Origin of the sequence: Microbacterium sp. No. 7 (assembly GCF_001314225.1) — a bacterium.
Classification (GTDB): Bacteria; Actinomycetota; Actinomycetes; order Actinomycetales; family Microbacteriaceae; genus Microbacterium.
The window spans coordinates 632,631-652,162 of the sequence record NZ_CP012697.1; the positions used below are offsets into that span (position 1 = coordinate 632,631).

Genomic DNA, 19,532 nt, shown 5'->3' on the forward strand with positions numbered 1-19,532 from the left:
GCCGCGCTAGCGTGGTCTCATGGTCCCGATGCTCGCGCGCGCCGGCCGGGTGCTGGCGATGCACTGGCCCGCCCTCCTGGCGTGGTACCTGGCCGGCCTCCTCGCCAGATACCTCGTCATCGAGCTCGCGGCCTTCGTCGGCGCGTTCACGGCGCTCGGCGGCCTGCTCATCCTGCCCCTCGCGGTGCTCGCGCGTCTCGTCTCGTTCGTCGCGATGCTCCTCGTCGTGCGCGACGGGCTCGCGACGCTGAACGCGCTCGCCCCGCGACCGGCCGCGCCGCGCGACCGGCGACGCGCCTTCGTCGATGCGCTGCTCGGCGGCATCCTCCCGTTCTTCGCGTTCTACGCGGCATGGAAGATGCTCAGCGACGATGTCATCGACTACATCGCCCGCGCGCTGCGCGTGCAGAGCGGGCTGCGCATGCAGAGCATCGTCACGGGACAGGAGGTGCTCACCGAGGGGACGATCGACGACCTCGGCACGGGGCCGCTCGTGCTCGCCCTCATCGTCGTCGCGTTCGTCGCGCGACTGCTGCTGAAGCGTCATCGCGACCGGCTGCCGCGCGCCGTCGACATCCTCGCGGTGTACCTCGAGACGGTGTGGGTCTTCTTCTCGGTGCTCGTGCTGTCCGAGCTCATCGGCGGCTTCTCCGGGTGGGTGCAGCAACGGCAGGGCATGGTGTGGCTCGCCGATGCGCGCGCGTGGCTGGGCGAACGGATCGCGCCGCTCGCGTGGGCCTGGGATGCCGTGCTGTGGCTCGTCGGCCAGGCGGGCGGCCTCGTGCTGCTGCCGCTCGCGTGGCTCACGATCGCCGGCGTGATCTACGGCCAGGCCGTCGCGGCGCAGGCGCCGCAGCTGTCGGGCCGGCTCGTGGAGACGGCGCGCGAGCGCTACCGCGTCGCGCCGGGCTGGCTGCGTCGCCGGCTGAACGACGTCGTCGGCGACGTCGTGTCGCGCTTCCGGCCGATCGGTCGCGCGGTCGTGCTGATGTGGCGCGCGGGGCCGCTGCTCATCTCGTCGTACGTGCTGCTGTTCACGGTGCTGCTGCTCGTGCAGCAGCTCGTGCTGATCGGCGTGACGCGCCTGCTCGGACCGCACGACGCCGATGCCTTCTGGGTCGTGCTGTGGCCGGCGCTCACGATGATCCCCCCGCTGCTGATCGAGCCCGTGCGCATCTCCCTCGTCGCGGCGGCCTACGACGTCACGCTGCGGCGGCTCGCGCCGGCGGAGGCCGCCTCAGCGGTCGAAGGCGAAGCGCAGGAAGGATCCCTCCTCGGCGACCCTGAGGTCGACGAAGACGGGGCCCGTGCCGGCGGGGACGACGAAGGGCGTCGCGATCGTGTAGGGGGCGTCGACGTCTGACCGGCACCCGGTCGTGCGATCCGGGTCGGACCAGTACGTCGGCCTGACCGACCATTCGCGCCCGGCGCCGGCCTGCTCGCGCAGCAGCGGGGGCAGGCAGAGCGGCGGCGTGTCGCCCGGATCGACGTCCACGACGAACACGAGCCCCTCGGCGCCCGGCGCGACCTCGACGTCGCTGTCGCCGGGCAGCGGCTCGAGGCGCCCGTCGGAGAAGGTCGCCCCGGCGAGCGTCGCCGTGCCGTCGACGACGATCGCATCGGATGCCCCGTGGTAGGCGCGCCACGGCACGCCGCCGACGATGGCGGCCGACGCGCCCAGCAGCACGACGAGCACGCCGAGGGCGAGGGCGTTGCGACGCAGCCAGCTCACGATGCGCCCCCGGAGGGCTCGGGAGCGGGGGAGCCGGTCGTCGACTGCCCGGGGGCCGTCCATTCCGGCACGCGGACCTCGGCATCCGTCACCCGCTCCACGGAGGGCAGGTCGATCGTCAGCTCGATGACGGAGTCGAGCCGGTCGTCGCGGTCGAGACCCAGCCGCAGCACGGCGGTGTCCGCCGCGGCGGCGCGCGCGGGCAGCTCGAAGGCGATGCCGCCCGCCTGCGGCAGCGCCGTGCGCAGCTGCAGGCCGCGGGCCGACACCGGCCGGTCGCTCGCGGAGTAGTGCACGCCGTCGACGACGAGCTCCTGCAGCGAGAGCAGGGCGCCGAAGTCGCTCACGCGGGCCTCGGCGACGAGGTCGGCGACGAGCCACGTGCCCTCCGCCTCCCAGCGCATCCGGCTGTCGGCGGCCGACGTGCCGTGCGCGCCGTCGCTGAGACGGATGCCGGTGACGGTGACCACCAGATCGCGGCCCACCGCCTGCTCGCCGACCTGCGCCGCGACGACGAACGGGGCCTCGGCCGCGCGGGAGGGCGGCGTGATCTGCGCCACGCCCCACGTGACCGCGAGCAGCGCGATCGCCGCGGCCCATGTCATCCACGGTCTCGTGCGTCCCCGCACGGTCGTGCCCGTCTCGGCGGGATCGGCGCCAGCGGTCTGCGGTGCGTCCTCGGTCGGGGTCTCGCCCGCGGTCTCGGTCATGACGGCGCTCCCGCATCGTCGAGGCGCACGGTCACGCGGGCGCGCTCGACGGGATCGCCCCAGCTGCGGCCCTCGACGAAGAGCACGCCCGTGTGCATCGTCTGGTCGTGCAGCACGATCGTGATCTCGTCGCCCTCGGCGAAGGCGTCGGCATCCACCTGCCAGGCGAACGCGAGCTGCGCGGGAAGGCCCGGCTGCAGCTCGGGGTCGCGCGTCTGGTCGTCCATGCGCGCCGCGCCGGCCGGCTTCTGGTCGCCGAGCTCGGCGATGCGCAGGGTGTCGGAGAAGCCGCCGAGCACGCCGATCGTGCGCTGCGGCGCGTCCCACACGTTCTCGACGTCGACGATGAGCACGAGCGCGCGCTTGCCGTCGTCGGCGAAGACGCCGGCCGGGGAGAGGTGGTCGATGAGCAGGGCGCGCACGACCGTCGTGGAGAACTGGTCGTTCGCGTGCGTCTCGCCCGCGGACAGCTCGACGACCGGCGTCTCGTCGGCGACCGCCGTGTTCAACCCGCCGAACGCCGCCGTGGCGGCGAGGAACAGCGCGGTGCCGATCGTCGCGAACCACGCCGTGGGCACCCGGTCGGCGAGCTTGCGCACGCGCGTGCCGTGGCTCTCGCGCACGCGGCGACGGCGCAGCGGCGCGCCGTCGCCGCCGCTCTCCGTGTCGCTGCGGCGGGGCTCGGACGTGGTCACCGATCCAGCCTACGGCGGCACGCCCGTGCGAGAATGACAGAGGCGTGCCCGAGACGATGGCTCATGCAGAGCTCCGCCGGGCCCGAGGACAGCGTCCGCCGCCCGCCGATCAGAGATCGAGGAGCGATATGTCCGTCGAGCACGCGGCATCCGCGGCATCCGTTCAGCCCGTCGAGGGCACCACCCCGTCAGCCGAGCGCGCGGCGCGGCCCGTCGCACACGCGCAGCCGGCCACGCACGCGCAGCCCGTTGGGCGCACGGCGCAGCGGCGCCGCTACCTGATGTGCCGTCCCGAGCACTTCACGGTGAGCTACCGCATCAACCCGTGGATGCATCCCGCCACGCCCACCGACACGGCGCGCGCCCTCGCGCAGTGGCAGGCGCTGCACGACGCGTACGTGCGGCTGGGGCATGCGGTCGAGCTCATCGACCCCGTGCCGGGGCTGCCCGACATGGTCTACACGGCCAACGGCGGCTTCGTGGTCGACGGACGCGCGCTCGGCGTGCGCTTCCGCGTCGACGAGCGCCGCGGCGAGGAGCGGCCGTTCATGGAGTGGTTCGCCGCGCACGGCTTCGAGGTGATCGAGCCCCGCACGGTGCAGGAGGGCGAGGGCGACTTCCTGCTCGCGGGCGACGTGATCCTCGCCGGCACCGGGTTCCGCTCGGCGCCCGACAGCCACCGCGAGGTCGCCGACGTCTTCGGGCGCGAGGTCGTCTCGCTCACCCTCGTCGATCCGCGGTTCTACCACCTCGACACGGCCGTCGCGGTGCTCGATCCCGTCCCCGTGCCCGATCCGGCGGCGGGGCCGCACGGCGTCCCGCACGCGAACATCGCCTACCTGCCGTCGGCGTTCGACGACGCGTCGCAGCGGGTGCTCGCCGAGCGCTATCCCGACGCGATCCGCGTCTCGCCCGCCGACGGCGCCGTCTTCGGCCTGAACGCGGCGAGCGACGGCGCCCACGTCTTCGTCCCGCCGCGCGCGACGGGCTTCGCGGCCCGGCTGCGCGAGCGCGGCTACACCCCTGTGCCGGTCGATCTGTCGGAGCTGCTGCGCGGCGGCGGCGGGATCAAGTGCTGCACCCTCGAACTTCGCGAAAGGTCATGAACATGCCCACCCTCGACACCGCCAGCGTGCGCATCATCGCCGCCGAGAAGGACCACCTGGCCCGCAACTACCTGCCGCTGCCCGTCGTCATCGCGAGCGGCGAGGGCGCCTGGGTGACGGATGCCGAGGGCAAGCGCTACCTCGACCTGCTGTCGGCGTACTCGGCCCTGAACTTCGGACACCGGCATCCGGCCCTCCTCGCCGCCGCGACCGCGCAGCTCGGCCGTGTCACGCTCACCAGCCGCGCGTTCCACAACGACCGCCTCGGCGCGTTCGCGACGGCGCTCGCCGAGCTGTGCGGCAAGGACCTCGTGCTGCCGATGAACACGGGCGCCGAGGCCGTCGAGACGGCGATCAAGGTCGCGCGCGCGTGGGCGTACCGGGTCAAGGGCGTGGCGCAGGATGCCGCGCAGATCGTCGTGGCGCACGGCAACTTCCACGGCCGCACGACCACGATCGTCGGGTTCAGCGACGACCCGTCGGCGCGCGACGACTTCGGCCCGTACCCGCCGGGATTCGTCGCCGTGCCCTACGGCGACGCCGCGGCGCTGGACGCCGCGATCGGTCCCGACACGGCGGCCGTGCTGATCGAGCCGATCCAGGGCGAGGCGGGCGTGATCATCCCGCCCGACGGCTACCTGCGCGCCGTGCGCGAGAGCTGCGACCGCCACGGCGTGCTGTTCATCGCCGACGAGATCCAGTCGGGGCTCGGCCGCGCCGGGACGACGTTCGCGTGCGACCGCGAGGACGTCGTGCCCGATGTGTACGTGCTGGGCAAGGCGCTGGGCGGCGGCATCGTGCCGCTGTCGGCCGTCGTCGCCGACGAGGCCGTGCTCGGCGTCATCCGCCCCGGCGAGCACGGGTCGACGTTCGGCGGCAACCCGCTCGCGTGCGCCGTGGGGCTGCAGGTCGTCGAGATGCTCGCGTCGGGGGAGTTCCAGCAGCGCGCGGCGCTGCTGGGCGAGCACCTCGCCGGGCGGCTGGACGGGCTCGTCGGCCACGGCGTCACCGCGGTGCGCGTCGCGGGCCTGTGGGCCGGCGTCGACATCGACCCGGCGCGCGGCACCGCCCGCGAGGTCGCGGAGCGCCTCGCCGAGCGCGGCGTGCTCGCGAAGGACACGCACGGCCAGACCCTGCGCATCGCCCCGCCGCTCGTCGTCCGCGCGACCGAGCTCGACTGGGCCGTCGAGCAACTCCGCGTGGCGCTCGACGCCTGACCCCGGCTGCGCCTCGCTCGTCGCCTGAGCCCGCCTCGCGCGTTCAACCGCGGCAAAGTGCGGGTCGCCCGGGCCCGCACCCGCGTTTTGCCGCGGTTGAAGTGGTAGCCTTCCCGCCCAACCGCGGGGAAGTGCAGGTCGCGGGCTGGGGTACCCGCACTTTGCCGCGGTTGAAGTTCTTGAGGGGATGTCCCCAGGGGGCTCCAGGGGAGGGTAGGGGATGCCCCAGGGGGAGGGGAGACCAGGCGGTCAGAGGTCGAGCGCGGTCGCGAGGGCGGCGAGGGCGGGGCGGATGTCGGCGGATGCCGGCAGCACTTGGACGCACACGTGGTCGGCGCCCTGGGCGAGGTGCTGTCGCACGCGGGACGCGACGGCCGCGGGGTCGCCGTGTGCGACGATCTCGTCGACGAGGCGGTCGCTGCCGCCGTCGGCGATGTCCTCGTCGGTGAGGCCGCCGCTGCGCATCGTGTTCGCGTAGTTCGAGAGGCGCAGATACCGGCCGAGGAAGGCGCGCGCGTGCTGCCGCGCGACCGCGGCATCCGCCTCGAGCACGACCGTCTGCTCGGGTGCGACGAGCGCGGCGGGGCCGAGGGCGGCGCGGGCCTGCGCGGTCTGCGCCGGAACCGTGAGATAGGGGTGCGTCCCCGCGCTCCGGGCGCCCGCGAGCTCCAGCATCCGCGGCCCCAGCGCCGAGACGAGGCGCCGCTCGACGGGCACGCCGCCGGCGTCGAGCGCGTCGAGGTACTGAGCCATCGCCTGCAGCGGCCGCGCGCGCTGCGCGGTCATCTCGCGGTGGCCCGATCCGATGCCCACGAACAGCCGGCCAGGATGCCGCTGCTCGATGCGGTGGTACGACGCGGCGAGCTCGCCGGGATCCGACATCCAGATGTTGACGATGCCGGTCGCGACGCGCAGACGCTCCGTGCCGTCGAGCAGGCGCTCCGCCGCGACGAGATCGGCCCGCGGCGAGCCGCCGAGCCAGAGCGTGCCGTAGCCGAGCCGTTCGATCTCTGCGGCGAGCGGCGCGTCGGTCTCGGTGACCCCTCGCCACACGCCGACGGCTCCGAGGGTGTCGGTCCATGCGCTCATCGTGCGGTTCCTCTCTCGTCGTGCGTCGTCACACGCCCTCTCGACGCCAACCGGGGTCAGGGCCACCGCATTCCCGGCATCCTCCGCATTCCCGGCGTCCACCGCCCCCGGCATTCCCGCCTCCCGGCATCCCTCCCCGCGCGGGCGCCCCGCCCCGCGATCTCCTGGACGGTCGTGGCCGGATGCCGGGGCCCGACGCGACCACGACCGCCCACGTCCTCGCGGCACCGGAAAGCCCCGGGCAGAAGATGCCGCCACCGGCACGGCGAGGCGGCCACGACCGTCCACGAGCACTCGCCGCGACCCCGGGCGACGGCGCGCCACGCCCGGGCCGCGGGCGTCGCGCAGAACGACATATGCCCGAAACGTCCCGCCTACTAGGCTCATGCCATGGGTGACCTCTTCGATGGATACGGGGCCTCCGCGGCGCCGCGGAAGACGGCTTCGGGAGTGCCGCCGTTCGACGAGATGTTCGCGGATTCCGCCTCTTCCGGCTCTCCGGCACAGTCGCGCGCGGCCTACCGTGAGCTTCATCAGGCGCTCGCGCAGATGACGCAGGAGGAGCTGCGCGGACGCACCGAGGCGCTCGCCAGCTCGTACCTCGCGCAGGGCGTGACCTTCGACTTCGCGGGGGAGGAGCGGCCCTTCCCGCTGGATGCCGTCCCGCGCGTCATCCGGTACGACGAGTGGTCGCACGTCGAGTCGGGCGTGAAGCAGCGCGTGCGGGCGCTCGAGGCGTTCCTCGACGACGCCTACGGCCATCAGCACTGCGTGCGCGACGGTGTGCTGCCCGCCGCGCTCATCGCCTCGTCGCAGTACTTCTACCGGCAGGCCCACGGCATCCACTCGGCCAACGGGGTGCGCATCCACGTCGCCGGCATCGACCTCATCCGCGACGAGCACGGCGAGATGCGCGTGCTCGAGGACAACGTGCGCGTGCCGAGCGGCGTGAGCTACGTCATCTCGAACCGCCGCGTGATGGCGCAGACGCTGCCCGAGCTGTTCGTGTCGATGCGCGTGCGGCCCGTCGGCGACTATCCCACCAAGCTGCTGCAGGCGCTGCGCGCGTCGGCCCCCGCAGGCATCGACGATCCCTGCGTCGTCGTGCTCACGCCGGGCGTCTACAACTCCGCCTACTACGAGCACACGCTGCTGGCCCGGCTCATGGGCGTCGAGCTCGTCGAGGGGCGCGACCTGCAGTGCATCGGCGGCAAGGTGTTCATGCGCACCACCCGCGGGCCGCGGCGCGTCGATGTCATCTACCGGCGCGTCGACGACGACTTCCTCGACCCGCTGCAGTTCCGCCCCGACTCCATGCTCGGCGCGCCCGGCATCATGCTCGCCGCACGGCTCGGCAACGTCACGATCGCCAACGCGGTCGGCAACGGCGTCGCCGACGACAAGCTGCTCTACACGTACGTGCCCGACCTCATCCGCTACTACCTGTCGGAGGAGCCGATCCTCAAGAACGTCGACACGTGGCGGCTCGAAGACCCCGGCGCCCTCGAGGAGGTGCTCGACCGGCTCGACGAGCTCGTGGTCAAGCCCGTCGACGGCTCGGGCGGCAAGGGCCTCGTCGTCGGCCCCGACGCGTCTCCCGCCGAGCTGGACAAGCTGCGCAAGCGGCTCATCGCCGACCCGCGCGGCTGGATCGCGCAGCCCGTCGTGATGCTCTCGACCATCCCGACCCTCGTCGAGGACGGCATGCGTCCCCGGCACGCCGACCTGCGGCCGTTCGCGGTCAACAACGGCGACGAGATCTGGGTGCTGCCCGGCGGCCTCACCCGCGTCGCGCTGCCGGAGGGACAGCTCGTCGTCAACTCCAGCCAGGGCGGCGGCTCGAAGGACACGTGGGTCGTCGGCGGCTCCGCCCCGGGCCTGGGCGAATACGTGCAGCGCCCGTCGACCGCCGAGATCGTCGCCGACCAGTCGGCGGTCACGGAGGCGATCACGATCATCTACGACGCGCAGCCCCCGCACGCCCATGCCCCGCAGGACGCCCCGCGCGGCAGCTCCGAGCAGGAGCAGCAGCAACAGCAGGGCCGGGATGCCGCGGCATCCGCCCTCGCGCGTCCATCACTCGCGGAGTCATCCGCCCTCGCGCGTCCATCGTTCGCCGAGTCAACCCGCTCGCGTTCATCGCTCGCTGAGTCAACCCGCTCGCGCCGAGTCAATACGAGATCTGCGCGCGGAGCAGGTGGATTCGACGAGAACGGGTTGACTCGCGAGGCGGAAGAGGCGGAAGAGGCAGAAGGAGGCGCGTCATGCTGAGTCGCATCGCCGAGTCGCTGTTCTGGATCGGGCGGTACATCGAGCGGTCGGACGGGACGGCGCGCATCCTCGAGGTGCACCTGCAGCTGCTGCTGGAGGACCCGTGGATCGACGAGGACACCGCGTGCCGGTCGCTGCTGGGCGTCATGGGCTCGCAGCCCACGAGCGGCGAGCCCGTCACGCGCCGCGACGTGCTGAACCAGCTCGCCGTCGACCGCACCAACCCGTCGAGCATCGCGTACTCGCTGCAGGCGGCGCGCGAGAACGCCCGCCGCGCGCGCGAGATCGTCTCCAGCGAGCTGTGGGAGACGCTGAACACGACGTACTCGCGCGTGCCGCGCCGGCTGCACGATGAGAAGGTGCACGAGTTCTTCGGATGGGTGCGCTCGCGGTCGGCGCTCGCCGTCGGCATCACCGAGTCGTCGGTGAGCCGCGACGAGGCCTGGCAGTTCCTCACCCTGGGACGCTGGATCGAGCGCACCGACATGACCGCGCGGATGCTGGCGACGCGGTCGCTCACCGAGGCGTCGGGCCCCTCGTGGACGACGATCCTGCGCTCGTGCGGCGCGCACGAGGCCTACGTGCGCACGTATCGGGGGATGCCGAGCGCGAGCAACGCGGCGGAGTTCCTGCTGCTCGACCGGCTCTTCCCGCGGTCGGTGACGTACTCGATCCACCGCGCCGAGGACTGCATGCGGGCGATCGAGCCCGCCGCCGACCGCGTCGGCTACTCGAACGCGGTGCTCCGCGCCCTCGGCCGCATGCGCGCCGAGCTCGAGTACCGTCCGGTGTCGGAACTGCTCGCCGAGCTGCCCGATCAGATGGAGCGCGTGCAGATGGTGACCCGCGAGGCGTCCGAGGCGATCCGCGCGCGCTTCTTCCCCACACACGCCGAGCCGAGCTGGATCGGAGAGACCTCATGAAGCGCCTGCGCATCGAGCACGCCACCGGGTTCACGTATCAGGGCGAGGTCGGCGCCTCGTACAACGAGGCGCGCATGCTGCCGAGCTCGACCGACAGCCAGTTCGTGCTCACGTCGCAGCTCGACATCGACCCCGCGACGCACGTGAACCAGTTCGTCGATTACTTCGGCACGCGCGTCGCCTCGTTCGACGTGCTCGCCCGTCACGAGTCGCTGAGCATCACGGCGCGCTCGCTCGTCGAGGTGCGCCCGCGGCCGCTCGAGCTCTTCGCGAGCACGTGGGACCGGCTGGCCCGCGAGGCCGAGCGCCTGGTGTCGACCGTCGAGATGCTCACGCAGTCGCCGCGCACCGCTCCGCACGCCGAGGTCGCCGAGATCGCGACCGCGATCGCGGCGCAGCACGACGACCCGGGGCACGCGGCGGTCGCGATCGCGACGGCGATCGGCGAGGCCGTCGCGTACGTGCCCGGCGTCACCGAGGTGCACTCGACCGCCGCTGAGGCGTGGGTCACGCGCAAGGGCGTGTGCCAGGACATCACGCACATCACGATCGGCGCGCTGCGGCACGTCGGCATCCCCGCGCGGTACGTGTCGGGCTATCTGCACCCGAACGCGAACGCCGAGATCGGCGTGGCCGTGAAGGGCGAGTCGCACGCGTGGGTGGAGTGGTTCACGGGCGCCTGGCAGGGCTTCGACGCGACCAACGGCGCCGAGATCGGCGACCGGCACGTGCTCGTCGGCCGCGGCCGCGACTACGGCGACGTGCCGCCGCTGCGCGGCGTGTACGCGGGCCCGCACAAGGGCCACGTGCACGTGCAGGTCACCATCACCCGCGAGGCGTAGGGCGCACAGCGCTGGCCGTCCGCCTCCGTCGGAGCTCCTCTTCTCCCGCTGGTCGAGTGCTCGCGGCGGAGCCGCGAGTGTATCGAGACCCTCCTAACGGACCGTTAGACGGGTTTCGATACGCCCGCTGCGCGGGCTACTCAACCAGCGGGGGTGTGTGGCGCAGGTGCAGGTGCGGGTGTGGGTTGCGGGTGCGTCTGATCCCGCTGGTCGAGTGCTCGCGGCGGAGCCGCGAGTGTATCGAGACCCTTCCCAGGGTCCGTTAGACGGGTTTCGATACGCCGCCTTCGGCGGCTACTCAACCAGCGGGGGTGTGTGGCGCAGGTGCGGGTGCGGCTGCTCGACCAGCGGGGCCGGGTCACCACCCCGCGGCGAGCTCCCGGAACACGTCGCCGGCGTCGTCGAGGCGGGCGAGCGGGGCGGCCTGGCCCGCCCAGAGCGACTGCAGCTCGCCGAGGCCGCGGCGGTTCGCCTCGGTGCGCACGGGCCCGATGACCCAGCTCTGCGCGGGGAACGGCGCGATCGGCCCGGCCTCGACGGTGTCGATGAGGCGGTTGCGGATGCCGCGGGCCAGGCGCCCCGTCGCCGCTCGCGTGAGCACGGTGTCGTCGGCGGCGATGCGCGCCAGCGCCGCCCGGTGCGCGTCGGACGCCGCCGACTGCCGGGTGCGCAGGAACGCCGTGCCGACCTGCACGCCGCTCGCGCCGAGCGCCCGGGCGGCCGCGACGCCGCGCCGGTCGGCGATGCCGCCCGCGGCGATGACGGGGATGCGCACGGCATCCACGACCTGCGGCACGAGCGCGAACGTGCCGACGAGCGAGTCCGCCGCGTCGCGCAGGAACGACACCCGGTGGCCGCCCGCCTCCAGGCCCGTCGCGACGACGGCATCCGCGCCCGCCTCCTCGATCGCGACCGCCTCGGCGACCGTCGTCGCGGTGCCGACGAGACGGATGCCGCGGCTCCTGGCCTCGTCGACGAACGCCGTGGGCGGCATGCCGAACACGAGGCTGAGCACGGGCGGACGCGCCTCGAGCACGGCGTCGAGCTGTGCCTCGATGTCGACGCCGTAGCGTTCGGGCACGTCGCCCGGCACGGGCAGCCCGAGCTCGTCGTAGAGCGGACGCGCGGTGGCGAGCGGCCCCGAGAGGTCGCCGCCGGGCGTGACCTCGTCGCCGACCGGGATCCACAGGTTCACGGCGAAGGGCCGCTCGGTCAGCGCGCGCAGCCGCGCGACGGTGTCGGCGATGCGGGCGGGGTCGTAGCCGTAGAGGCCGTACGAGCCCAGGCCGCCCGCGTCGCTGACGAGGGCGGTGAGCTCGAGCGAGCTCATGCCGCCGAACGGGCCGAGCACGATCGGGACGTCGAGGTCGAGAAGCGCCATGTGTTCAGCATGGCCCGCGTCCGCGGCATCCGGGGTCACTGTGACACGTTCCCTGCCGAGGAGATCTCGCGTTCCCGAGGGCGGATGCCGCGGGTGCGGCCCTCGGCACCGCGAGATCCCCTCGGCAACGGACGCGGGCTACTCCGTGCGCACGGGGCGGGTCACCTCGGCGACGGGGATGGCGGTCGTGCCGGCCACCTCGTCGCTGAACTCCTCGCGCGCGATGATGGGCATGGGCCGCGTCTCGTCGAGCGTGAGGGCGAAGCGCCGGCCCTCCTCGCGGTGCAGGCGCCCCGACGTGACGAGCCAGACGAGGCCGACCGCGAAGGCGAGGAACGCCGTCGCGCCGCCCATGAGGATCGCGGCGCGCGGGCCGAACTGCGCCGCGACCCAGCCGACGATCGGCGCGCCGATGGGCGTGCCGCCCATGAGGATCGCCATGTACAGCGCCATCACGCGCCCGCGCAGGGCGGGGTCGGTCGTCGTCTGCACGTAGCCGTTCGCGGTCGTGAGCGTCGTCACCACGGCGAATCCCGTGAAGACGAGCACGAACGCGTAGAGCCAGTAGGTGGGCATGAAGGCGGAGACCGTGATCGCGCCCGCGAACATCCCGGCGCCGGCGATGACGAGCCGGATGCGGGCGCGGTCGCGACGGGCGGCGAGCAGGGCGCCCGCGAGCGAGCCGATCGCGAGGATCGAGCTGAGCAGGCCGTAGCCGTCGGCGTCGTGCCCGAACTCCAGCGCCATCGTCGACGCGAAGATCGGGAAGTTCATGCCGAACGCGCCGAGCAGGAACACCATCGTGAAGGTGACGACGAGGTCGGCCCGGCCCGCGACGTAGCGCATGCCGTCGGTGAGCCGCGACCGGCCCGCCATCCGGGCGCGGGGGATGAGCTCGTCGACGCGGATGAGACTGAGCGCGACGATCATCGCGAGGAACGTGAGCGCGTTGATGAGGAACACCCAGCCCGTGCCGACCGCGACGATCACGACGCCCGCGACGGCGGGGCCGATCATGCGCGCGCCGTTGAACGACGCGGCGTTGAGGGCGACGGCGTTCGAGGCGTTCTCGAGCGCCACGAGGTCGGAGACGAACGCCTGCCGCGCCGGCGCGTCGAACGCGGCGACGAGGCCCAGGGCGAACGCGAACACGTACATGAGCGGCAGGGTCATGAGACCGGCGAGCAGCAGCGCGCCCACCGCGACGCCCAGGAGCAGCAGCAGCACCTGCGTCACGAGCAGCAGCCGGCGGCGGTCGAAGCGGTCGGCGAACCAGCCGGTGACGCTCACGAGCAGCAGGGGAGGGGCGAACTGCAGGCCCATCGTGAGGCCCATCGCGCCGGCGTCCCCGTCGGTCAGCTCGGTGAGCACGACCCAGCTGAGCGCGGTCGACTGCATCCACGTGCCGATGTTCGAGACGAGCGCGCCGATGAACCACACGCGGTAGTTGAAGACGGAGAAGGAACGGAACATCGCGCTCATCGGGCGGCCACCTGCCGCATGATGACGGCGGCCTGCTGCAGGATGCCGCGCTGCTCGTCGGTCAGCTCGTCGAGGGCCTCCCGCAGCCAGGCGTCACGCCGGTGCACGGTCTCGGCGACGACCTCGCGCCCGGCATCCGTCAGGTCGATCGTCACCTTGCGACGGTCGGTGTCGTCGGGCGTGCGCGAGACGTGGCCGGCCTCGGCGAGGCAGTTGACGGTGCGGTTCATCGACGGCGCCGACACGCGCTCGCGCTCCGCGAGGGCGCCGAGCGTGTGCGGGCCGTGCACGGAGAGGGCGGCGAGGACGGCGAAGTGCGCGTCGCTCATGCTGTCGACGGCACGCTGCGAGCGCAGGCGCCGGGCGAGCCGGAAGACCGCCATGCGCAGGTCGGACGCTTCGGAGAAGAGGATGTCACGGGATTCCATACGATGATCAAGGATATCAGTTTAGTTTCGCTAAGTAAATGTTTCGGGCGTCTTGGCGCGCCGCGCGCGGGGGTCTTGGCGCCCCAGGTGTGCGGTGCCCCAGGTGTGCGGTGCCCCACCGTTCGGCGCCCCGGCGGGTATGCAACTCCTCGCCGAGACTGCATCTGTGCGCCGAGACTGCACGTCTGGATGGCAGTCTCGGCGCACAGATGCAGTCTCGCGGTCTTGTGAGTGCGGATGGCGGGGCGATGGGGTGTGGGGCGGCCGCGGGGTGTGGCCGTGGATGCAGCCGGGGGATGTGGCCGGGGGATGACGTTGCGTGGCGTCGGATGACGGGGCGTGACACCGAGGATGACGTTGCGTGTCGTCGGGTGACTCCGCGTGACGGGTGGTTCGGGCGAGCGGTGTTCGGGTGTCTAGGGTCGGGGCTATGAGCACCTCCGAGACCCTCGTCCGCACCGACGTCCCCGAGATCACGGCCGCGGAGCGCGGCGAGCGACTGCGCGCCGCGGGCGCCGCCTGGTCAGACCGCATCGACGCCGACCGCACGAGCGCGCACCTCACCTTCCGTGCGACGGGAAGCGGCGAGGGCGCCGTGGCCTCGCGCGTGCGCGCCGGCCGCTACGAGTTCGTCGTCGACGAGCCCGCGCCCCTCGGCGGCGACGACGTCGCCCCCAACCCGGTGGAGTACGCGCTCGGCGCCCTCATCGGATGCCAGATCGTCGTGTACCGGCTCTACGCCGAGGTCCTCGGCATCCCCTTCGACGACATCCGCATCACCGCCGAAGGCGACCTCGACGCCGCGCGACTGCTCGGCAAGGACGACACCGTGCGTCCCGGCTTCCAGGCCGTGCGCCTGCGCGTCGAGCTGACCGGGCCCGAGAGCGCCGAGCGCTACGAGCAGCTGCGGAGCGCCGTCGACGCGAACTGCCCCGTCGGCGACCTGTTCCAGAACGCGACGCCGGTCACCAGCGAGCTGGTCTGACGCGCGTCGTCGTCGCTCTGCGAGATCAGGAGTCTGCGGCGCATCCTGATCTCGCGTCGCCGGATGCCGGATAGTCCCGGTCGCTCGCCCTGGCCGCCCGGGATGCCGCGTCAGTAGACTCGCGGCATGACGGTAGGCGCTGCCACGGATACCTACACCGATGCCCACGGCATCCGCATCCACTACGACCGCTACGTTCCCGAGGGGCCCGCGCGGGCGGTCGTGCAACTGCTGCACGGCGTCGGCGAGCACGCCGGCCGCTACCGCGTGCTGGCCGAGGCGCTCGCCGCGGCCGGGTACGCGGTGTACGCCGACGACCACCGGGGGCACGGGCGCACCGGTGTGGAGCAGCACGGCGGCGATCACTCCCGCCTGGGCACGCTCGGCGTCGGCGGCCTGCGGGCGACCGTGGCGGCGTGCGAGCAGTTCACCGACCTCATCCGTGCGGAGAACCCCGGCCTGCCGCTCGTGCTGCTGGGACACTCGTGGGGGTCGTTCATGGCGCAGATGATGCTCGACGAGCGGCCCGAGGCCTACGACGCGCTCGTGCTGTCGGGCTCGTCGCTGCGCTGGCCGGGATCGCTCAACGCGGGCGACCTCAACGCCCGCTGGAAGGCGCCCGATGCGCTCGGCACCGAATGGCTCGCCTCCGACCTGTCGGTCGGGCGCGCCTTTCTCGATGACCCGCTGACCACGACGACGCCGCTCGCGAAGCTGTTCGGCGTCGCCGACGCCGCACGCCTGTTCGGGATGCCGCGGCGCAACCGTCCCGGCAAGGACGTGGCGCCCGACGTGCCCGTGCTGCTCATGGTCGGCCGTGACGACCCCGTGGGCGGGCCGCGGAGCGTGCACCGGCTCGCCGAGGCGTATCGCACCCGGTCGGGGTTCACCGACGTGACGACGCTCGTCTACCCCGACGCCCGCCACGAGATCTTCAACGACACGTGCCAGGCACAGGTGCGCGCCGACCTCCTCGCCTGGCTCGACGCACGGTTCCCCGCGGCCTGACCGAGCGGCGGGTGCGCTGAGCAGCAGCCCGTGGCAGGGGTCTCGATACGCCCGCGGCTTCGCCGCGAGCACTCGACCAGCGGGGTGGGGCGGCTGCGACCGGACGGTCGGCGTGCTCACCCCCGCCGCTGGTTGAGTAGCGCGCGGAGCGCGCGTATCGAAACCGGTGTAACGGTCCGCTGCACGGGTCTCGATACACTCGCGGCTTCGCCGCGAGCACTCGACCAGCGGGGGTGGTGGAAAGGTGGTCGGTCGCCGGGACCCGACCGGCGGGGTGGGGCGGCTGCGACCGGACGGTCGGTGTGCTCACCCCCGCCGCTGGTTGAGTAGCGCGCGGAGCGCGCGTATCGAAACCGGTGTAACGGTCCGCTACAAGGGTCTCGATACGCCCGCGGCTTCGCCGCGGGCACTCGACCAGCGGGGTGGTGGGGGCGTCGTGAACGGCTACGCGTCGGGCCCGCCGGCCGCGGCGGTCAGCCGCGGGCGCGGCGGGTGCCGCGGCCGCGCGAGGTGCCGGCGGCGCGGATGTCGGCGACGGTGCTGCCGATCGTCGGGCGGCCGGACGCCGTGCGGGGCGTCGTGGCGGCCGGCTGGCCGGCGCGGGCCTGCGATGCGCGTGCGGCGCCCTTCGGCTGGCCGGAGCCCTGGCCCTTCGCCTGGCCGGCGGGCGCGGAGCCCTGACCCTGCGCGGCGCCCCGGTCGCGGCCCTGGCCGCCCGAGCCGCGGCGGCGACGGGAGCCCGAGCCCGCGGCATCCGCTGTGCGCTCGGCACGGGGAGCCTGCTCGCGGGACGCGCCGCTCGCGGAGCCGCGCTCCGAGCGCTGTCCACGTGCCGATCCGCCCGATCGCGCTCGCGATCCGCTCGTGCCCGATCCGCCCGATCGCGCACCCGAGGCGGTCCCGGATGCCGGGGCCGTCGGGGCGACGTGCTCGGCGGGCTCGCCGACCAGGTCCGTCACCTCGGAGCCGTGCGGCTCGACGGGCTCGAGGTCGGCGCGGATGTGCGCCTTGCGCAGCAGGTCCTTCACGTCGCGGCGCTGCTCGTCGAGCACGACCGTCACGACGATGCCCTCCGCGCCGGCGCGCGCCGTGCGGCCCGAGCGGTGCAGGTACGCCTTGTGTTCGGTGGGCGGGTCGACGTGCACGACGAGCTCGACGTCGTCCACGTGCACGCCGCGGGCCGCGACGTCGGTCGCGACGAGCACGCGCACGCCGCCGGCCGTGGTGTCCGCGCCGAAGGCGGCGAGGTTGCGGTCGCGGGCGTTCTGCGAGAGGTTGCCGTGCAGGTCGACAGCGGGGATGCCGGATGCCGTGAGCTGCTTGGCGAGGCGCTTGGCCTGGTGCTTGGTGCGCGTGAACAGGATGCGGCGGCCGCGTCCCGACGCGAGGTGGCGCACGAGGGTGTTCTTGCGGTCGGCATCCGGCACGACGAAGACGCGGTGCGTCATCTCGCCCTGCGGCACGCCGCTCTCGTCGACCTCGTGGCGCACCTCGTTCTGCAGGAAGCGGCGCACGAGCACGTCGACGCCGCGGTCGAGCGTCGCGCTGAACAGCAGGCGCTGGCCGCCCGCGGGCGTCGCCGCCAGGATGCGCGTGACGCCGGGGAGGAAGCCCAGGTCGGCCATGTGATCGGCCTCGTCGAGCACGGTGATCTCGACGGCGCCGAGATCGACGAGCTTCTGCTTCATGAGATCTTCGAGCCGGCCGGGGCATGCCACGACGATGTCGACGCCGCGCGCGAGCGCCTGCTCCTGCGGACGCTGGCTCACGCCGCCGAAGATCGTCGTGACGGTGAGACCCGAGGCCTCGGCGAGCGGTGCGATCGTCGCCGTGATCTGGGTGGCGAGCTCACGGGTCGGCGCGAGCACGAGGCCGCGCGGGCGTCCGCGGCCGGCGCGGCGGCCGCCCGCGAGACGCGCGACGAGCGGCAGCGAGAACGCGATGGTCTTGCCGCTGCCGGTGCGGCCGCGGCCGAGCACGTCGCGGCCGGCGAGGGCGTCGGGCAGCGTGTCGCGCTGGATGGGGAACGGCTCGGTCTTGCCGTCGGCCGCGAGCACCGCGGCGAGGTTCTCGGGCACGCCGAGGGAGAGGAAGGAAGACATGCAGTGCTTTCGTTGGGGCGCACGCGAGGAGGCGGCGCGGAGGGGCGACGGCGCAGGAGTGCGCATCGGTTCGCCGTTCGCAAGAAGAAGCCGCGATCGCACGTGGTGCGGTGATCGGGAGTCGTGACGACGACGCAGCGGCGCGAGGGCCGCATCCCCAGCCTACCAGCGCCCGCCGACCGCGAGCTCCGCGAGGGTGCTGGTTGTCGTCGCGAGGGTGCCAGTTGTGGTCGCGAGGGTGCTGGATATCTTCGCGAAGGTGCCAGTTATCCCCGCGGGAGTGCTTTGGGGCGACGCACCGGAGCACCCTCGCGGGAACAACCAGCACCCTCGCGAGAACAATCAGCACCCTCGCGAGAGCGAAAGGCACCCTCGCGAAACGTAGGCTGGGGGGATGCACGGTGAGTACAAGGTTCCGGGCGGCAAGCTCGTCGTCGCCGACCTCGAGGTCCGCGACGGGCGCATCGCCGATTTCCACCTGGCCGGGGACTTCTTCCTCGAGCCCGACGACGCCCTCGCCGACATCGACGCGGCCGTCAACGGCCTGCCCGTCGAGACGGATGCCGCGGCGATCGCCGCCGCGGTGCGGGCCGCCCTGCCCGAGGGTGCCCAGCTGCTCGGCTTCACCCCCGAGGCGGTCGGCACGGTCGTGCGGCGCGCGCTCGTCACGGCGCCCGGCTGGCGCGAGCTGGAGTGGGAGATCGTGCACGAGCCCGCCGTGTCGCCGCGCATGAACCTCGCCCTCGACGAGGTGCTCACGACGCGCGTCGGCGACGGGCGCCGCAAGCCGACCCTGCGCATCTGGGAGTGGAACGAGTCGGCCGTCGTGATCGGCTCGTTCCAGTCGTACCGCAACGAGGTCGACCCCGAGGGAGCGGCACGACACGGGTTCGACGTCGTGCGCCGCATCTCGGGCGGCGGGGCGATGCTCATGGAGGCGGGGGCGATCATCACGTACTCGCTGTACGTTCCGGCATCCCTCGTCGCGGGGCTCACGTTCGCCGACTCGTACGCGTTCCTCGACGACTGGGTGCTGCAGGCGCTGCGCTCGGTCGGCGTCGAGGCGACCTATCAGCCCCTCAACGACATCGCCTCGCCGCAGGGCAAGATCGGCGGCGCCGCGCAGAAGCGCCTCGCCAACGGCGGCGTGCTGCACCACGCGACGCTCAGCTACGACATGGACGGCCAGGTGATGACCGAGGTGCTGCGCATCGGTCGGGAGAAGCTCAGCGACAAGGGCACCGTCTCGGCCGCCAAGCGCGTCGACCCGCTGCGCAGCCAGACGGGCCTGCCGCGCGAGGCGATCATCGAGCGCTTCACACAGACGTTCACGACCCTCTACGGCGCCGCACCGGGACACATCACCGCAGAGGAATACGCCGAGGCCGAGGCGCTCGTCGCCGCGAAGTTCGCGACCGACACCTGGCTGCACCGCGTGCCGTAGCGGGGTGGCGAGGGCACACCCCCGCTGGTTGCGCGGCCCGCACACCCCCGCTGGTTGAGTAGCGCGCGTCAGCGCGCGTATCGAAACCCTTCCCACGGACCGTGACAGGGGTCTCGA

16 protein-coding genes are annotated in these 19,532 nt (G+C 73.1%); 9 read left to right on the top strand and 7 right to left on the bottom strand.

Annotated features, from left to right (window positions below; translation table 11 throughout):
* The first annotated feature begins 19 nt into the window (after positions 1-19).
* Complete coding sequence (locus AOA12_RS02850) at positions 20-1,363, top strand: hypothetical protein (protein ID WP_197281045.1); 1,344 nt, start codon at positions 20-22, stop codon at positions 1,361-1,363.
* 365 nt (positions 1,364-1,728) lie between these two features.
* Here AOA12_RS02850 and AOA12_RS02860 read toward each other — a convergent pair whose 3' ends face one another.
* Together AOA12_RS02860 and AOA12_RS02865 are read right to left on the bottom strand one after the other, a co-directional pair.
* Positions 1,729-2,442 (bottom strand): hypothetical protein, encoded by a 714-nt coding sequence (locus AOA12_RS02860; protein ID WP_054679890.1) that lies wholly within the window; start codon positions 2,440-2,442, stop codon positions 1,729-1,731.
* Positions 2,439-3,137, bottom strand: a complete 699-nt coding sequence (locus AOA12_RS02865) for a hypothetical protein (RefSeq protein WP_054679893.1) — start codon at positions 3,135-3,137, stop codon at positions 2,439-2,441. The genes AOA12_RS02860 and AOA12_RS02865 overlap by 4 nt, the downstream gene beginning before the upstream one ends.
* 128 nt (positions 3,138-3,265) lie before the next feature.
* Between AOA12_RS02865 and ddaH the strand changes: the two genes are divergently transcribed.
* Together ddaH and rocD are read left to right on the top strand one after the other, a co-directional pair.
* Positions 3,266-4,243, top strand: coding sequence for a dimethylargininase (ddaH, locus tag AOA12_RS02870; RefSeq protein ID WP_082405878.1), 978 nt, complete (start codon positions 3,266-3,268; stop codon positions 4,241-4,243).
* Positions 4,240-5,460, top strand: a complete 1,221-nt coding sequence (gene rocD / locus AOA12_RS02875; protein WP_054679896.1) for an ornithine--oxo-acid transaminase — start codon at positions 4,240-4,242, stop codon at positions 5,458-5,460. Before ddaH ends, rocD begins: the two co-directional genes overlap by 4 nt.
* Positions 5,461-5,709: 249 nt before the next feature.
* Here rocD and AOA12_RS02880 read toward each other — a convergent pair whose 3' ends face one another.
* Positions 5,710-6,549, bottom strand: coding sequence for a TIGR03620 family F420-dependent LLM class oxidoreductase (locus AOA12_RS02880; protein WP_054679900.1), 840 nt, complete (start codon positions 6,547-6,549; stop codon positions 5,710-5,712).
* 390 nt (positions 6,550-6,939) lie between these two features.
* Here AOA12_RS02880 and AOA12_RS02885 point away from each other — a divergent pair, with 390 nt between their 5' ends.
* From AOA12_RS02885 to AOA12_RS02895, 3 genes are read left to right on the top strand one after another with little or no spacing between them, the layout of a single operon-like run.
* Positions 6,940-8,820 carry a circularly permuted type 2 ATP-grasp protein gene (locus AOA12_RS02885; RefSeq protein WP_082405879.1) on the top strand — a complete coding sequence of 627 codons (1,881 nt, stop codon included), beginning with the start codon at positions 6,940-6,942 and terminating at the stop codon, positions 8,818-8,820.
* Complete coding sequence (locus tag AOA12_RS02890) at positions 8,814-9,743, top strand: alpha-E domain-containing protein (protein ID WP_054679903.1); 930 nt, start codon at positions 8,814-8,816, stop codon at positions 9,741-9,743. The genes AOA12_RS02885 and AOA12_RS02890 overlap by 7 nt, the downstream gene beginning before the upstream one ends.
* Positions 9,740-10,585 carry a transglutaminase family protein gene (locus tag AOA12_RS02895; protein WP_054679907.1) on the top strand — a complete coding sequence of 282 codons (846 nt, stop codon included), beginning with the start codon at positions 9,740-9,742 and terminating at the stop codon, positions 10,583-10,585. Before AOA12_RS02890 ends, AOA12_RS02895 begins: the two co-directional genes overlap by 4 nt.
* 358 nt (positions 10,586-10,943) lie before the next feature.
* On the opposite strand, the gene AOA12_RS02900 is transcribed toward AOA12_RS02895, so the two are convergent.
* The 3 genes from AOA12_RS02900 to AOA12_RS02910 form a co-directional block, all read right to left on the bottom strand.
* Positions 10,944-11,966 carry an NAD(P)H-dependent flavin oxidoreductase gene (locus AOA12_RS02900; RefSeq protein WP_054679910.1) on the bottom strand — a complete coding sequence of 341 codons (1,023 nt, stop codon included), beginning with the start codon at positions 11,964-11,966 and terminating at the stop codon, positions 10,944-10,946.
* Positions 11,967-12,104: 138 nt separating this feature from the next.
* Positions 12,105-13,448 (bottom strand): MFS transporter, encoded by a 1,344-nt coding sequence (locus AOA12_RS02905; RefSeq protein ID WP_054679913.1) that lies wholly within the window; start codon positions 13,446-13,448, stop codon positions 12,105-12,107.
* Positions 13,445-13,876, bottom strand: a complete 432-nt coding sequence (locus AOA12_RS02910) for a MarR family winged helix-turn-helix transcriptional regulator (protein WP_054679916.1) — start codon at positions 13,874-13,876, stop codon at positions 13,445-13,447. The genes AOA12_RS02905 and AOA12_RS02910 overlap by 4 nt, the downstream gene beginning before the upstream one ends.
* A 430-nt stretch (positions 13,877-14,306) precedes the next feature.
* On the opposite strand from AOA12_RS02910, the gene AOA12_RS02915 reads away from it, so the two are divergent.
* Both AOA12_RS02915 and AOA12_RS02920 read left to right on the top strand, forming a co-directional pair.
* Positions 14,307-14,861 carry an OsmC family protein gene (locus tag AOA12_RS02915; protein WP_082405880.1) on the top strand — a complete coding sequence of 185 codons (555 nt, stop codon included), beginning with the start codon at positions 14,307-14,309 and terminating at the stop codon, positions 14,859-14,861.
* A gap of 126 nt (positions 14,862-14,987) precedes the next feature.
* Positions 14,988-15,869, top strand: coding sequence for an alpha/beta hydrolase (locus tag AOA12_RS02920; protein ID WP_054679919.1), 882 nt, complete (start codon positions 14,988-14,990; stop codon positions 15,867-15,869).
* 473 nt (positions 15,870-16,342) lie between these two features.
* Here AOA12_RS02920 and AOA12_RS02925 read toward each other — a convergent pair whose 3' ends face one another.
* The gene (locus tag AOA12_RS02925) at positions 16,343-17,971 is read right to left on the bottom strand and encodes a DEAD/DEAH box helicase (RefSeq protein ID WP_054679922.1); all 1,629 of its coding nucleotides are present in this window, start codon (positions 17,969-17,971) and stop codon (positions 16,343-16,345) included.
* 394 nt (positions 17,972-18,365) lie between these two features.
* On the opposite strand from AOA12_RS02925, the gene AOA12_RS02930 reads away from it, so the two are divergent.
* The gene (locus AOA12_RS02930; protein ID WP_054679926.1) at positions 18,366-19,415 is read left to right on the top strand and encodes a lipoate--protein ligase family protein; all 1,050 of its coding nucleotides are present in this window, start codon (positions 18,366-18,368) and stop codon (positions 19,413-19,415) included.
* Positions 19,416-19,532: the final 117 nt, after the last annotated feature.